The 15,747-nt window shown below is 66.6% G+C and carries 11 protein-coding genes; 8 read left to right on the top strand and 3 right to left on the bottom strand.

Annotation, left to right across the window (positions count from 1 at the left end; genetic code table 11):
* Both B5D62_RS18680 and B5D62_RS18675 read left to right on the top strand, forming a co-directional pair.
* A partial coding sequence (locus B5D62_RS18680; protein ID WP_218191128.1) for a TorF family putative porin occupies positions 1-443 on the top strand: 443 nt, incomplete at its 5' end.
* 281 nt (positions 444-724) lie between these two features.
* The gene (locus B5D62_RS18675) at positions 725-2,617 is read left to right on the top strand and encodes a potassium transporter Kup (protein WP_085935426.1); all 1,893 of its coding nucleotides are present in this window, start codon (positions 725-727) and stop codon (positions 2,615-2,617) included.
* Positions 2,618-2,626: 9 nt separating this feature from the next.
* On the opposite strand, the gene B5D62_RS18670 is transcribed toward B5D62_RS18675, so the two are convergent.
* Together B5D62_RS18670 and B5D62_RS18665 are read right to left on the bottom strand one after the other, a co-directional pair.
* Complete coding sequence (locus B5D62_RS18670; protein ID WP_139373958.1) at positions 2,627-2,872, bottom strand: hypothetical protein; 246 nt, start codon at positions 2,870-2,872, stop codon at positions 2,627-2,629.
* 13 nt (positions 2,873-2,885) lie between these two features.
* Positions 2,886-3,386, bottom strand: coding sequence for a hypothetical protein (locus B5D62_RS18665; RefSeq protein WP_085935424.1), 501 nt, complete (start codon positions 3,384-3,386; stop codon positions 2,886-2,888).
* Between the two features lie 202 nt (positions 3,387-3,588).
* Here B5D62_RS18665 and B5D62_RS18660 point away from each other — a divergent pair, with 202 nt between their 5' ends.
* The 5 genes from B5D62_RS18660 to B5D62_RS18640 are packed head-to-tail and all read left to right on the top strand — an operon-like array spanning position 3,589 to position 13,150.
* On the top strand, positions 3,589-4,842 hold the full coding sequence (locus tag B5D62_RS18660; protein ID WP_085935423.1) for a hypothetical protein: 1,254 nt from the start codon (positions 3,589-3,591) through the stop codon (positions 4,840-4,842).
* Positions 4,843-4,885: 43 nt separating this feature from the next.
* Positions 4,886-6,346, top strand: a complete 1,461-nt coding sequence (locus B5D62_RS18655; RefSeq protein WP_085935422.1) for an SrfA family protein — start codon at positions 4,886-4,888, stop codon at positions 6,344-6,346.
* A gap of 51 nt (positions 6,347-6,397) precedes the next feature.
* Positions 6,398-9,364: a virulence factor SrfB gene (locus tag B5D62_RS18650; protein ID WP_085935421.1), complete on the top strand. Its 2,967-nt coding sequence runs from the start codon at positions 6,398-6,400 to the stop codon at positions 9,362-9,364.
* Between the two features lie 6 nt (positions 9,365-9,370).
* Positions 9,371-12,037, top strand: a complete 2,667-nt coding sequence (locus B5D62_RS18645; protein WP_085935420.1) for a virulence factor SrfC family protein — start codon at positions 9,371-9,373, stop codon at positions 12,035-12,037.
* 9 nt (positions 12,038-12,046) lie between these two features.
* Positions 12,047-13,150, top strand: a complete 1,104-nt coding sequence (locus tag B5D62_RS18640) for a tetratricopeptide repeat protein (RefSeq protein ID WP_085935419.1) — start codon at positions 12,047-12,049, stop codon at positions 13,148-13,150.
* A 24-nt stretch (positions 13,151-13,174) separates the two neighbouring features.
* On the opposite strand, the gene B5D62_RS18635 is transcribed toward B5D62_RS18640, so the two are convergent.
* Positions 13,175-14,275 carry a S1 family peptidase gene (locus B5D62_RS18635; RefSeq protein WP_085935418.1) on the bottom strand — a complete coding sequence of 367 codons (1,101 nt, stop codon included), beginning with the start codon at positions 14,273-14,275 and terminating at the stop codon, positions 13,175-13,177.
* Between the two features lie 178 nt (positions 14,276-14,453).
* Here B5D62_RS18635 and B5D62_RS18630 point away from each other — a divergent pair, with 178 nt between their 5' ends.
* The gene (locus B5D62_RS18630; RefSeq protein ID WP_085935417.1) at positions 14,454-15,623 is read left to right on the top strand and encodes an acetyl-CoA acetyltransferase; all 1,170 of its coding nucleotides are present in this window, start codon (positions 14,454-14,456) and stop codon (positions 15,621-15,623) included.
* The last annotated feature ends 124 nt before the right edge of the window (positions 15,624-15,747 follow it).

The following is a 15,747-nucleotide window of genomic DNA, read 5'->3' as shown; positions in this document are numbered from 1 at the left end:
TCGACCTCAGCTGGATGCGATACAATTATCCAGGCTCCACGCCCGACATCGGCTTCATCGAGTACGGCCTCCTAGTCGGCTACGACTTCGACGTCGCCCAGTTCACCTTCGGCGTCCACTACAGCCCCAACTTCTTCGCCAATTCCGGCACCGCCTGGTACAAGCAGCTGCTCGCCACCGTGCCGCTGCCCTTCATCAAGCTCCACGAAGACATCGCCTTCAAGCTGTTCGGCTCGATCGGCAACCAGTATGTCGCCAACAACGTCAACTACGGCATCAGCAGCAACAACTACTGGGACTGGCAGGCCGGCCTCACCATGACCGCCTTCACCGTCGACTTCTCCGTCTCTTACGTCGGAACCAGCGTCAACGCCTACCAAAACTGCGGAAACACCATGAACTGCGCCTCGCGCGCCCTCTTCATGGTCAGCAAGACGTTCTGATCAAACGGAACAATCCAAAATGGCGCCCTCCGGGCCAGGCGTTCCGCGCCTGGCCTTTTTGCTGCATACACGCCGATTCCTGAGCGTTTCCAGTCAGCGACGTCCCTCTGCAGGGCCTGTTCCCCGCCGAATTCTCCCCAGTCGCGGCCATAACCGGCGTCGCGAACCGTATAAAAATGCCATAAAAATCCGATTGACCGGCCCGGCCGGCGGCGCAATACCCGCCCGCCGTGCCCGGCAGGTTCCCGGATCGGGCGAAGAAAGGCCTGTTTTCAGACCCTATGTCCCTCCATGGAACGTCCGCCCCGGTGAGTCGCAAGCGCTTCGCCCGGCTCAGCCTGGCCGCGCTCGGTGTCGTCTTCGGGGATATCGGCACGAGCCCGCTCTACACCGTCAAGGAGTGCTTCAGCGAGTTCACGGGACTGCGGCCGGTGCCGGAAGACGTGTTCGGCATCCTGTCGCTGATCACCTGGGCCCTGATCATCATCGTGACGGTGAAATACGTCATGGTGGTCATGCGCGCCGACAACCGGGGCGAAGGTGGCGTGCTGGCCCTGATGGCGCTGGTCTCCCGCCGCTCGGAGCTGACCCCCCGCTGGCGCACGATCTTTCTGATGCTGGGCATGGCCGGGGCGGCTCTGTTCTATGGCGACTGCCTCTTGACGCCCGCCATCTCGGTGCTCAGCGCCGTCGAAGGCCTGAACGTCGCCACGCCGGCCTTCGAGCCGCTGGTGATCCCGCTGGCGCTGGGCGTCCTGATCGGCCTGTTCATGGTGCAGAAGTTCGGCACCGCCGGCGTGGGCCGCTGGTTCGGGCCGATCATGCTGATCTGGTTCGCGACTCTGCTTGGCCTCGGGCTGTGGGAGATCGTGCATGCGCCGCACATCCTGCTCGCCCTGTCGCCCTTGCACGCCCTTCACTTCATGTTCCGCCACGGCTTCATCGCCTTCATCGCCTTGGGCGGCGTGACGCTGGCGGTCACCGGAGCCGAAGCCCTCTACGCCGACATGGGCCATTTCGGTCAGAAGCCGATCCGCTATGCCTGGCTCGGTGTCGTCCTGCCGTCGCTGCTGGCCAACTACTACGGCCAGGGCGCGCTCCTGTTGTCCGATCCCACCGCGATCGAAAATCCGTTCTTCCGTCTCGCCCCGTCCGCCATTCTCTACCCCATGGTCGCGCTCGCCACTGCGGCGACGGTCATCGCCTCGCAAGCGACCATCTCCGGCGCCTTCTCGATGGCGCAGCAGGCGACGCTGCTCGGCCTCAGCCCGCGCGTGCGCATCCAGCACACCTCGGCGAGCGAGTTCGGGCAGATCTACGTGCCGGCCATCAATTGGATGCAGCTCGGCGGTATCGTGATCCTGGTACTGGCCTTCAAGTCGTCGACCAACCTGGCCGCTGCCTACGGCATCGCCGTCACCGGCACCATGCTGGTGACCACATTGCTCGTGCTCGCCCTTGCGGTGCGCGCCTGGAAATGGAGTTGGCCGCTGGCGATCCTGGTGTTCGGCAGCTTCATGGCGATCGATGCCACGTTGATGGCGGCCAATGTGATGAAGTTCCTGCAGGGCGGCTGGGTCCCGCTCGCGCTGGCGCTGGTCATCTTCGCCGCCATGTGGACATGGTTCAAAGGCCGCATGGCCGTCGCCGTCCGCGAGCGAGAGGGTACGCTCCCGATGGAGACGCTGCTGGGCAGCATCAATCCGAGCCGCGTTCACCGGCCCCAGGGAACCGCCGTCTATCTCACGGCCTTCTCCGGCAACGCGCCCAGCTGTCTCCTGCACAACCTCAAGCACAACGAAGTGCTGCACGAGCAGGTGGTGCTACTCACCGTCGAAGTGCCGGATGAGCCCTACGTTCCACCCAACGCCCGCGCCCAGGTCGCGCATCTCGGCAAGGGTGTGCATCACGTCGTCCTGCGGTACGGCTTCATGGAACAGCCCGATGTGCCGCGCGACCTGATCCCCCTCGCCGACCGAGGCGTGCCGGTCGATCCGATGCGGACATCCTACTTCGTCGGCCGCAACAGCTTCGTCCCGGCGACGCGGCCGCTCCTGCCGCGCTGGCAGGAGAAGCTGTTCCTCATCCTCGCGCGCTTCGCCTCGAGCGCCGGCGATTTCTTCGGCCTGCCGGCGAATCGGGTCGTCGAACTGGGCAGCCGCATCGAGATCTGAGGCGGCACCTCAGGCGTCGAATCCCGAAAGCGACACCGCGCCGCTGGCCGGCGGCTGCCTTCCTTCATGGAGGTGATCCGCCAGCCGCGCGAAGATGCGGCCGGCCTCGGCGCAGCCGACATCCTCCACTACAGCCTCGGCTGCGATGTTCAGAAGCGCATTCGCCGCCACATCGCGGCAGTTCTCGGGGAGGCTCTCGACAGCATGAGCAATCAAGCGCATGGCGCGTTGCAGGTCGTGAAGGCGGTCCGTCATCGGGGCACTCATTTCAGTGCAGTCCCGCGCCGGCGGCGCCGGCGGGTGGAGCGAGCCGCAACCCCGCCTCACCCAGCGCCAGCGCGAAGACCTTGAGCCGCTCGGCCGCCACGCGGGACGCGGTCGGTGCCATCATCACGTCGAGCGATGCCAGCAGGGGCCGCTCGAGATCGCTTTGCGCGAGCCCACACAACGCGACCAGCGTCGCCTCGTCGCCACTGACGCTCGAACAGGTCGGCAGATGGATATGAATGGCGCGGCGGGCACCGAACAGCAGCGCATCCATCGCCACGGCGAAGTCCGGCAAGACCTCCAGCAGGCCAGCCGTCCTGAAACCGCGATAGAGGATCGAGTCCTCACTCGGCAGGGCACGGTCCTGTTGCCATTGCCGCATGGCCCAGAGGACGAAGCGCTCGCCGACCGGAAGCGAACAGGCGCATCCGGCCCGGCCGCAGCCTGCCGTCCCGCGAGGCCGATCCAGGTGCGCGGCCATCTGCCCACTCGAGTTGTCCATGTGCTCCCTCCGGCTGGTTCCGAAACACCTTTATGATATTAATAATCATTCGCATTATCAACAAGCGGTTTGCCTGACCATTCCAAGACAGAGGCCGACAATGTGCCGGCCTAGCCGTTCCTCCACGTCTGGAACGAGCACGTCATAAACAAGTCCTATTCGGCGGCTGCTATAGTGCCCGGTAGGAGATGCAGCCGTTTCAATGGGTGACCGCCCCACTCTGATTCTCACGACGCGCCTCGGCGTCCGGCCGTTGGGCGTGCGCGGAGAGCCCCTGCACGCGGTCGCGGGACAGCTCCTGTCCGTAATCCGCCGGCGGCTTGGAGACGGGTCAGCCAATCTCCTGGCCGAGCCACAATTGCGCGAAACGCGCGACGGCATCGATTGGTATGCGGCGACCGACGGGCCGGTGCGTCGCTTCTCGGAGCTGGACGATGCCGAGCGGGCGCAGGTGTTGCGCACCGTCGAGTCGCATCTGGAAGCGATCCGGCGTCTCGGTGCGCAACTTGGTGCTTCGCAGAGCAGCGACGAGGCCCGCCTTGTCGGACGATCGCTCGAACTCGCCACCACGCGACCATCGGACGATTTCATCTTCCTGGTCGGCGGACAGCCCGTCATCGCAGCCTGGGGCTACGAGGCCGATGCCGCCGCCAGCCTGCAGGCTGCACCGCCCCTTGCACCGATCGCGCAAACCGCGCCGCCCGCTGCCACTTTCGCCAGCGCTCCCGCCGTCGTGCTGCCGGTCCGCTCCGGCTGGTCGCGATGGCTCGGCGTCCTGCTGTTCGGCCTTCTGCTGCTGTTGTTGCTGCTGATCGCGTCGTGGCTGCTGCGGGCCTGCACGCCGGTCGATCCTTCGACCAACATCGCGACGCTGGAGACACCCGCGCCGCCGGCACCGCCGCCGCCGCCAGATCCTACGCCGGTGCTCAAGGCCTCGCTCGACGACGCACAATCGGCTGAGAAGCAGTTGAAGGCACAGCTCGCCGCGCTGGAGGAAGACCTCAAGCACAAGGTCGAACAGTGCAAGCCGATCGAGCCTCCCAAGCCGCCGCAACCACCACCGCCGCCCCCGGTGGCCAAGGCGCCCCCTCCTCCGCCACCACCGCCGCAACATGCCGCTGCGCCGCCGGTCAGCCGTCCCCCGCCCGGCATGCTGCCGTGCGACTGGTCGGGCGATTCCGGCGGCGAGGGCGTGACGCGCAATCGGCACTATCTCGGCGACAAGCCGGGCTTCGTGGCGATCAACTACAACCTCTACGTCAAGCCGGATGATATAAAGGTGATCTATCGCGGCCAGGTCCTCGCCGGAACCGGCGGCCCACGCAGTGGTCGCGGTGGCTTCGGTTTCGACTGGAACCCCGTGGCCGGGGATTATTCCGTCGATGTCATCGTAACTGGAGAAATGTGGGGCACCCGTTGGACCTACACCATGTCCTGCCCACGGGGTGGACGATGAAACGGTGCACGACGAACGGGCGGACGGTGAAGGAAGGCTTTCGATGACCGGTCCGCTCCTCAGCAGTGAACCGCTGCAGCGCTATCGCGCGCTGGGTCTTGGCGGCGATCCGGTGTGGCGCGCCGCACAGCAGTTGCGCGCCGCCATCGGCCAGCGGCTGTCGCGCGAGCATGCGGATCTTCTGGCGATCCCCGAGGCCGATCCCTCGGGTCGACGCATCGACTGGTACGCAGCCCACGATGGCGACGTCCGGCGCCTGGCCGATCTCGGCGGCAACGAACGCGCAACGGTGCTCGAGAAGGTTCGCCGCCTGCATGCCGATCTCGCCAGCCTCGCCGATTCGATGGTGGCACCGGGCCGATCGGGTGCCGAACGCAACTTCGCCAGACTCCTGCGTCTGGCGCTGACGGCGCCGGGCGAGGAAACCCTGTATGTCGTCGACGGCCGGCCGATCATGACCTTCTGGGGCTTCTCGGCCGACGCGGCATTGCCGGGCGTTTTCCTGGCAAGTCCACCGGCACCATCCACGCCCGCGAGGCCCATGTCCGAGCGGCCCGTATCCGACGCCGTGCTCGCTACGGCTCCGGCCGCGGCAGTGGCGAGCACGCCGGCGCGGAGCCTGTGGTGGCAATGGGTGCTGCTCGCCGCATTGCTGCTTCTGTTGCTGGCGGCTCTTGCCTGGGTCGTGCGGCCTTACCTGCCGCACATCGAGCCCCGGCTCGAGGCAGATGCGCGCGACCGTGCCCTCACGATGTCGGTACGGGCGCCAGCAGCCCTGCAGCAGGCGCGAATGGACACGCTGCAGAAAGAGAACGAGGACCTGCGCCTCGAACTCGCACGCCTCACCGACGAGGTGGCGCAACGCGGTGCCAATTGCTCTGCCGGCGTGCTGGGACCGGGAGGCGCGATCATCGGCGTCATTCCCGGCGCGCCGATCGAACGCGGCGCCGCTCCGGATGGCGCCAATGGCGTCGACGTGACCAACAAGGACGAGGCCAACAAAAACGGGACGAAAAGTCCCGACGACAAGAACACCGCCGGCGCACCAGACAAGTCACCGAATGGTCCCGACAAGGGGCAGAACGGTCCAGATAAGGACAAGCAAGCCGCCGACAAGAAGGATGAGCCCAAGCCGATGGTGGTGCCGCCGGAAGCAAAGCAGAAGCAGGACCTCGCCTTCCTCAGGGGTGACTGGCGTTCGCGCACCGGCCTCGCGACGCCGCAGGGCGAGAAGGATCTGCGGCCTGCCTACACGCTGGACGACAAGGGCAAGGGCAAGGTGAACTTCGTGCAGCAGAATGGTGCCACCTGCGAAGCACCAGCCGAAGCGCGCTGGGACAATGGCAAACTTGTGATCGAAGAGAAATCCAATCCCAAATGCACGGATGGCAGGACCTACGCCCGCAACATCGTGAATTGCGAAGTGGGCCAGGATGGTGTGGCTCAATGCAAGGGCAGCCAGCCGGGCGACAGCCGTACCTACAACGTGCAGTTCGGCCGTTGATCTCCTACAGTTGAGGCCCCAGTTGCACAGCCTTATCCCGCACAGGCACTCATGAGCGACCTTGCCCGCCTGCCGAGCTATCCCAGCCCGACGACGCTGATCGCGCGTTCAGGCATCCAGTTCCTCGATTTCGGCTTCGACACGACGAACCTGCGCGTCCGCGAATGGGGATTCCATGACAGTGCCGCCACGGCATTGGTCGACGATCTCGTCCAACTCGATTTCGACGACAGCCGCGGCCAGTACGAGATCGTGGAAGCCGGCCGTCGTCGCGCCGCCGAACCCAATCTCGTCGTCACGGCCAAGGATGCCTTGGCGCCGTTTCTCGACAAGTGGGTGCCGGTGCCGTTCCTGCAGGTGCGGCCCAACAATCAGTATCGCGAAGGGCCGGCCGACTGGGCGCGCATTCGCGTCGTCGATCTCGAAGCGCGCTATGGCGAAGGCTTCCGCGACGAACAGGGCCATCGCTATCGCGCCGTGCTTGCCTTCGACACCGCCCTGATCGCCGAGGCCGAGGGCCGTGCCTATCTCGCGCCTTCCTCCAAGGACGTGACGTCGGGCGCCCTGTTCGCGCTCGCGCCGCAGCAGCGGGCCAGCCACTGGCTGCTGCGCCAGAGCTGGATGAACCAGTGGCTCGAGGAGCTGTTCCGCGAACTGCATCCACGCGCCACGCTCGAGGAGATCGACAACGACATCAAGCAGAAGCCGCAGGAAGCGAGTGCGCGCTATCTCGCCTTCCTCGGCCTGCTGGCCGCAGCGATCGAGTTCCCGCCGGTCAAGCTGGTCGGCGATGCCGAGCGCCCCGGCCGTGGTGCGATCGAGGTCGATCTCGTGCTCGATGTCGGCAACTCGCGGACCTGCGGCCTGCTGATCGAGGCGGCGGGCGAATTGGGCGTGAACCTCAACGACTCCTATGAACTGGCGCTGCGCGATCTCTCGCATCCCGAGAGCGTGCACATGAAGCCGTTCGAGTCGCGCGTGGAGTTCGCGCAGGCCTGGTTCGGCAAGAACCATCTCTCGCGGCTCGGCGGTCGCTCCGATGCCTTCGTCTGGCCGACCATGACCCGCGTCGGACCGGAGGCCACGCGCCTCGCGGCGCGCCGGCGCGGCACCGAGGGCAACACGGGCATGTCGAGCCCCAAGCGCTATCTGTGGGATGAGGAGCCCCAGGCGCGCGAATGGCGCTTCAATGTCGCCTACGCCCAGGACCAGACGGCGATGCCGGCCGCGGCCGGTCCGATGGCGCAGCTCATCAACCAGAAGGGTGAGCCGCTCCATCTGGTCGAGCCCGAAGCCGATCCGGCCGACCACCTGCCGGTCTTCGAGCCGCTCTATTCGCGCTCCTCGATCATGACCTTTGCCCTGTCGGAGATCCTGCTGCAGGCGCTGACGCTCATGAACTCGCCACAGCAGCGCGGCCGGCGTGCCCATGCGGAGACGCCGCGGCGGTTGCGCCGCATCGTGCTCACACTGCCGACCGGCATGCCGCTGGCAGAGCGCCTGATCTTCCGCAAGCGCGCCGAGGCCGCCCGCGATCTCGTCTGGATGATGATGGGCTGGAAGCTCGACGATCTCGATGCGCCGCCGCCGCGCGTGCTCACCGACTGGGACGAGGCAAGCTGCACGCAGCTCGTCTATCTCTACACCGAAGTCGCGCGTAATTTCGGCGGCGATGCGCGACGGTTCATCCAGATCGCCAGCAAGCCGCGCGGCAAGCCTTCCGACGGCACCTTGAACATCGCCAGCATCGATGTCGGCGGCGGCACGACCGATCTGATCATCAACAACTACCGGATCGAAGGCGCTGGCACGTCGGTCACGCTGTTTCCCGAGCAGAAGTTCCGCGAAGGCTTCAGCGTGGCGGGCGACGACATCCTCCTGCGCGTCGTGCAGAGCCATGTCCTGCCACCCATCGAATCGGCCATGCGCGTGGCCGGCATCACCAACCCCGCCGACCTGTTGGCCGAGCTGGTGGGTGGCGATCGCGGCGGCGAGGATGTGATCCAGCGCAATCTGCGCCAGCAGTTCGCGCTGCAGATCGCGCATCCCATCGCGCTCGAGCTGCTGAACGCGGCCGAGACCTACAATCCGACCTCGGGTGTGCTCTCGGCCGAGCCGCGGCCCTACGAGTCGTTCTTCCCCGGCGGCTCCAGGCCGTCGGAAGACGTGGTCAATTTCGTCAACGAAGCGGCCCGCAAGCGCGGTGCCAAGGATTTCGATCTCAAAGCGACGATATTCCCCGTCGATCTGCCCGGTCTCGACAAGACCGTGCGGGCCGAGATGGCGCGCGTCCTGGCGCCGCTGGCCGAGATCGTGCACGCCTACGATTGCGACATCCTGTTGCTGTCGGGCCGCCCCTCGCGCCTGCCGGGCATCCGCGCGCTGCTGATGGAACTCCTGCCGCTGCCGCCGGAGCGGGTGATCGCGCTGCATGAGTATCGCGTCGGCGCCTGGTATCCGTTCCGCGACGCCCGCCTGCGGGTCGAGGATCCCAAGACCACCGTCGCCGTCGGTGCGATGATCGCCGCATTGGCGCAGTCGCAGTTGCCGGACTTCTCCTTCCGCTCCGACCTGCTGCGCTCCAAGAGCATCGCCCGCTATATCGGCAAGCTCGATGGCGGCGGCCGACTGCAGAAGGAAGACCTCGTCTATCGCGATGTCGATCTGGACAATCGCGAGTACGAGCTGCCGGAAATCACCTTCGAGTTCCGCGGCCCGATGTGGCTGGGAGCCCGCCAGCTCGACATCGCGCGCTGGCCGGCCGCGCGACTCTATGCGCTCGAATTCTCGCGGCCGGAATATGCCGAACGGCATGCGCGGGAGACACCGTTCAAGATCGCGCTGGCCCGCGTGAAACCCAAGGACAAGGACTCAGGCGATGTCGAGCGCTTCCGCCTGCGCCAGGTCGTCAACCGCGACGGCCGCGCCGTGGCGCTCGATCGCCTGACACTTCGACTACAGACGCTGCCGCGCCGTGAGGGCTATTGGCTCGACACGGGCATGCTCAAGACCGGGTAACAGGGTATGGACACCGTCGATCTCAAGCTGGCCCAGGATTGCGAAGCGCTGGCCGTCGCCGCCAGCGAGGGCGTGAGCTGGCTCAAGGGTGCAGCCGCGCAATCGCCGACCGTCGCCCAGCAGGCGCCATCGCTGATCAGCGAGCTGCAGAAGGTTCGCAACCAGAGCCGCAAGCTGGCGCGCGCCGCGCGTCGGCGCATGTGCGTGGGCGTGTTCGGGCCGAGCCAGGCCGGCAAGTCCTATCTCGTCTCGATCCTCGCCAGCCGCGACGGCCGGCCATTCCAGGCGCGCTTCGCCGACAAGACCTACGACTTCCTGCGCGAGATCAATCCGCCCGGCAATCGCGAGTCGACGGGGCTGGTGACGCGCTTCGGCCTCGGCCTCAGCGACGCCTCGCCGGACTTTCCGGTGCGCGTGCGGCTGCTGACCCAGACCGACATCGTGAAGATCCTGGGCAATTCGTTCCTGCTCGACTTCGATCATCAGAAGGCGGCCTTCGAGCGCCCCGATGGCGGCGCCATCCGCAAGCGGCTGGCCGAGCTGCGTACCAAGGTGATGCCGACGCCGCCGGGCGACCTCGATGCCGACGACGTCCTCGACCTGATCGAATATTTCGACACCTTCTTCGCCGGCGTCACGGCCGAGTTGCGTACCGACTTCTGGCGCGAGGCGATCGACCTCGCGCCGCGCCTCTCGGGCCGCGATCGCGCCAAGCTGTGGTCGGTGCTGTGGTACGACTTCCAGCCCTTCACCGAACTCTATCTGACCCTTTACGAGGGACTGGAGAAACTCGCCTTCGCGCCCGAAGCGCTGCTGGGCATGGATGCGCTGATCCCGCGCGAGAAAAGCATCATCGATGTGCTCACCCTCGATCGCCTCGGCGCCGACTCGGCGGACACGCTGCTGGTGCGGCCCAGGCAGACCGACCGCGCGGTTTCCAACGACGCGCGCCTGCCGCGCTCGCTGGTCTGCGCCCTTACCGCGGAGATCAGCGTCGCCATCGACGAGAAGCCGTGGGACTTCTTCGATCATACCGATCTGCTGGACTTCCCCGGCGCGCGCTCGCGACTCAAGCTCGCGAGCCTCGAGGACGTCGCCAAGGCCAAGGGCGTGGCCGAGGGCGCCAACCCGCTGCGCGAGCTGCTGCTGCGCGGCAAGGTCGCCTATCTGTTCCAGCGTTATGCCGCCGAGCGCGAGCTGTCGGCGATGCTGCTGTGCATTCCCGACGGCAATCAGGAAGTCCGCGACCTGTCGGACATGATGACGGCGTGGATCGACCAGACGATGGGCGCCACCCCGGCCGAACGTGCCCGGCAGAAGAACGGCCTGTTCCTGGTCCTGAGCAAGATGGACCGCGAGTTCGAGCAGAAGGCCGGCGAGACCGAGGAATCGCGCCGCCTGCGCTGGAGCGCGCGCATCAACAACTCTCTGGTGAACAACTTCCGCGGCGAGTGGCCGAACAATTGGAACGGCCAGCCCTTCAGCAACACCTACTGGCTGCGCAATCCGACCGTCATCGACGAACGGCTGATGGATTACGAGGACGGGCGCGAGACCGGCGTTGCCGAAGCCTTCGCCCAGCGAGCCATCGAACTGCGCAAGCACTTCATCGAGAACTTCGACGTGCAGCGGCACTTCGTCGATCCGGCGCGTGCGTGGGACGAGGCCTTCAAGGCCAACGACGGTGGCGTGTCGTATCTCGTGAAGAACCTGATCCCGGTGTGCGATCCGGCGATCAAGCGCTCGCAGGTGCGCGGCCAGCTCGAAGTCCAGATCCGCCGTCTGGTCGATCGCCTCGCCGGCTTCCACAGCGCCTCGGATGGCGACGCGCGCGCCAAGAAGCGCGAGCTGGTGCATACGGTCCTGCGCGGCCTGGCCAATTGCATCCAGCAACAGCTGTTCGGCGAATTGATCGCCGCCTTGCAGGTCGCCGACAGTGCCCTGCGCGAAATCTACTTTCGCATCTCCACGGCGCGCGCTGCCGATCCGGGCGATACCCGCAATGGCCGGCCGAGCGGGCAAGTCACGCAGGCCACCGGCGCCACCGTCGATCTTAGCGCGATCTTCGCCGACGTGTTCGGCGAGGACGAAGGCACCACCGCGCCGCCGGCCGGCGTCCTCGAGGACCGCGCCGACCGCTTTGCCCGTGAGGCGGCCGAGTACTGGCTGGAGAACATGCGGCGCATCGGCGCCGATGACAAAGCGCTGACGCATTTCGGCGTCGATCGTCAGCATCTCGGCTGGCTGATCGACGAGCTGGTGGTCGGCGCCCATCGATTGAAGCTGATCGACCAGTTGTCGCTCGATGTGCGCGCGCTCGAGAATGCCGCCAACGCCAAGTGGGAGGACATCGCCGAACGGCAGGTCCGCACCGCTGCCTCGGCGCTCAACAGCTATGTCAGCGCGCTCGGCTTCGACCGCCTGCCGCTCGAGGAGCGTCCCGGCCTGCCGCCGAACGCGCCGACGCGGCGCGTGTTCCAGAATCCGCCCGCGCCGATGGGCGCGCCGATGCTGAGCGAGGATCCGGCGCCGATCTATGCCGACTATTGCAAGGACTGGATGCGCGCCTTCCTGCAGCTCGCCATGGACAATGTCGGCTACGAGGGCGGGCGCGAGATCACGGCCGAACAGAACGAGCGGTTGGGCGCCATTCTGCGCGCCGTGCCGGCGTAAGGACCACGGATGCCGATTCGCGCCTCCATCCTGCCGCAGGCGACGCCCGGTCATGCCATCCTGCGCGTGACCGATCTCGAGGCGCCTCCCGAAGGCCTCACGCTGTCGATCGAACGGCAGCAAGGGCCGGACTCCCATCTCGGCGAGGACGGTTGGCGTCGCACCGAGGCCTGGCTGCAGCCCGATCAGGTCGTACGCATCCGGGGCGTGCTCGACTTCCATCTCGGGCCGCAGATCTGCGACCGACTCGCCGGCATCGCCACGGTGCGGCTGCGCATCCGGGAACCGGATGTCGGCGTGATCGCCGCGACCGTCGTGGCCTGGCCGGCCATGCTGACGTCGGGCGCGATCGACGGCAAGCCGGCGGCCGAGGAATCGCCGTTCCAGTTCCGACGGCCACCTCCGCAGTTGGCCGAACCCCCGGCACCGCCGTTCGAGCCCGAGCCGCCGCCGCCCGAACCGCCGCGGCCGATTCCCGAGTTGCGCGCGGCGCGCGAGCCGCTGCCCGAGCCCGAGCCGTCCAACTGGATGGGCTGGCTGATCGCCGCCGTGGTGGTGATCGCCGCGGCGGGTGGCGCGGGCTACTACGCCTATCGGACCTATTTCGAGAAGGGCGGCAACCAGGAGGTTGCAGCGAACAATGGCGCCCCTGCGTCACCGACACCGGTTCCAGCGAAGACCGCCGAGCCGCCGCAGAAGTCGATTCGCGACACGGTCGCCGAGTATCTCGCCACCAAGCCGACACCCGAAGCCATGGTGGCCAAGGGCAAGGATTATGCGCAGGCGGGCGAGCTTGCCGCCGCCTTCCTGGTGTGGCGCCGCGCCGCCGAGGCCGGCAATGTCGACGCCGAACTCGAGATCGCGGGTTACTACGATCCGCTCTCGCCGCGGCAGAAGACCGGCTTTGCCCCCGACGGGGCACGCGCCGCCGACTGGTACGAACGCGCGGCGCTGGCGGGCAATGCGGAAGCCCAACGCAAGCTCGGCCTGCTGCTGGCCATGGGCGCGGCGGGAATGCCGGCCGATCCAGCCAAGGCCCGGAGCTGGCTGCAACAGGCGGCGGCGCAGAACGATGCCGACGCCAAGAAGGCCCTCGAACAGCTCGGCAAGTAGACGGCCCGGCCGCGGCCGAAGCGGTCAGGTGCAGCTGTCGCTGCGCCAGTCGAACGCGGCCTTGCTGCTGCGCAGATAGGCCGCCAGCCAGGACGCGCCCAGCGCGTAATTGGCCTTCGAGGTCTGCTGGTCGGAGACCAGGAACGTGTTGATGCCGACCACGCGGCCACAAGTATCGACCAGAGGTCCACCCGAGTTGCCGGGCGAGATGTCGGCCGAATGCAGGACGATCGGGCCGCGGTCCCTGTTCTGGACGGCACTGACCGTTCCCTTGGTCAGGACGACCTGCGGCGCCGCCTTCAGATCGCCATCGGCGAGCCGGTGCAGATCGCGATCCATGGCAATGCCAATCGCCGGATAGCCGGCCGCCACCACGTCGCCAAGCGCCGTCGGTTCGGCAGCGAGCGGTAGCGGCAACGCCGTGCCCGCCGGCACATCGGCGCGAATCAGGGCGAAGTCGCCACGCTCCTTCGGCGAGGTCGCGAGCACCTGACCGATATAGGGCGTCTTCAAGGCCTTGCTGACCAGCAGCACCTCCGACCCCACCGGGACGTCGCCAACCACGTGATGATTGGTGACGACCACGTTGGAGGACACGAAGAAGCCGCTGCCGCTGTCGCCGTTCGGCGAGACGATCAACACCGTGGACCGTTCCAGCGCCGTGGCGAGATCGCCGCTGCTCGTCTTGCCGGTCTTCGCCGCCGCCGGGATCAGGTCCGCTGCCGGCGCGGCTTCGCTCTTGCGGCCGGGCAGCGCACCCTCGGGCGCCGGTGTCGCATTGGGAGTCGTCTTGCCCAGCGGATCCTTGATCGTGCAGACATCCGCCTTCAGCCGTTCCTTCAGGACGGCGATCTGATCCTCGATCTGCTTGTTCGCGGCTTTCTGCTTGTCGATCTGGTCCTCGAGCGCCTTGACCTGCTTCTCGTCCGGGCCCGGCGGCGCGGGCGGAGGCGGCGGTGCCGGCAGCTGCACCGCGACATTCACGACCGGCCGATAGAACAAATACCAGCCCAGGCCCAAGCCGGCTCCAACAAGCAGCGCCCCGCCCACCAGCCCGCCCAGGATCAGCGGCCAGCGCCAGCGGGGACGGTCGGTCGATCTGTCGGTGGGCGGTGTATCGGACATGGGCGAATAGGGCTCCAAAGCGCGGCCCGCAGTCAACACTCGCCGAAGGGCGGAATTTGGGCGAGCGGCGACGCGGAATGCAGGGTATCGATGAACAAATCTCCTGCGATCCGGCTTGCCCGGCAGCGGGGGCTATATAAGTGTATATGCACATCGTACCGGAATCGAGGAGAGTCCCATGACCGCCTGCATCGTCGGTTGGTCCCACGGCAAGTTCGGCAAGCTCGACGGCGAGACCAGCGAATCGCTGATCGTGAAGGCGGCCAGCGAAGCCATTGCCCATGCCGGCATCGAACCCAAGGACATCGACGTGATCTACGTCGGCAACATGAATGGCGGCTTCGTGCGCCAGGAGTTCCACTCCTCGCTCGCGCTGCAGACCCATCCCGACCTGCGCTTCAAGCCCAGCACGCGGGTGGAGAATGCCTGCGCCACCGGCTCGGCCGCGATCCACATGGGCCTCAATACGCTTGCCGCCAACAAGGCGCGCTTCGTGCTGGTGGTCGGCGTCGAGAAGATGACCGAGCTCAACAGCGCCCAGGCCGGCGACGTTCTCATCAAGGCCTCCTATGTCGCCGAGGAGGCGACCATCGAAGCGGGCTTCGCCGGCATCTTCGGCAAGATCACCTCGGCCTACTTCCAGCGCTACGGCGACAAGTCCGACGCCTTGGCCAGGATCGCCGTCAAGGCGCACAAGAACGGCGCCAAGAATCCCTTCGCCCACTTCCAGAAGGAATTCACCTACGACTTCTGCCGCACGCCATCGGACAAGAACCCGTTCGTCGCCGGCCCGCTCAAGCGCACCGACTGCTCGCCGGTCACCGATGGGGCGGCCGCGGTGGTGCTGGCCGATGTCTCTACGGCGCTCGGCATGAAACAGGCGATCGCCTTCCGGGCTGCCGAGCAGATCAACGATTTCCTGCCCATGAGCCGGCGCGATATCGTCAAGTTCGAGGGACCGCAGCTCGCCTGGCAGCGCGCGCTCAGCCAGGCCAAGCTCGACCTGCTCGATCTCTCCTTCGTCGAGACGCACGACTGCTTCACTTCGGCCGAGCTGATCGAATACGAGGCGATGGGGCTGACGGCGCCGGGTGAAGGCGAAAAGGCCATTCTCGAAGGCTGGGTCGAGCGCGACGGCAAGCTGCCGATCAACGTCTCGGGCGGACTCAAAGCCAAGGGCCATCCGGTCGGCGCCACCGGCGTCAGCATGCACGTGATGTCGGCCATGCAGCTCTCCGGCACGGCTCCCGAAAGCCTGCAGCTTCCCAAGGCGACGCTCGGCGGCGTGTTCAACATGGGCGGCGCCGCGGTAGCCAACTACGTCAGCATCCTCGAACCGCTGCGTTAGGAGGCGTCGAGCCGAAGCGGCTTGACTTTCCCGCTTCGGCTCGAGTCCCATTAAATAAATGGCTGCAAAATGGAAATGGTCCGGACTCGATGACATCTGGGCCCTCTTGCCTGTGCGCCCACTC

Source organism: Enhydrobacter aerosaccus, assembly GCF_900167455.1.
Classification (GTDB): Bacteria; Pseudomonadota; Alphaproteobacteria; order Reyranellales; family Reyranellaceae; genus Reyranella; species Reyranella aerosaccus.
Note: the sequence above shows the minus strand (reverse complement) of the source record. Positions and strands in the feature narration are given on the sequence as shown.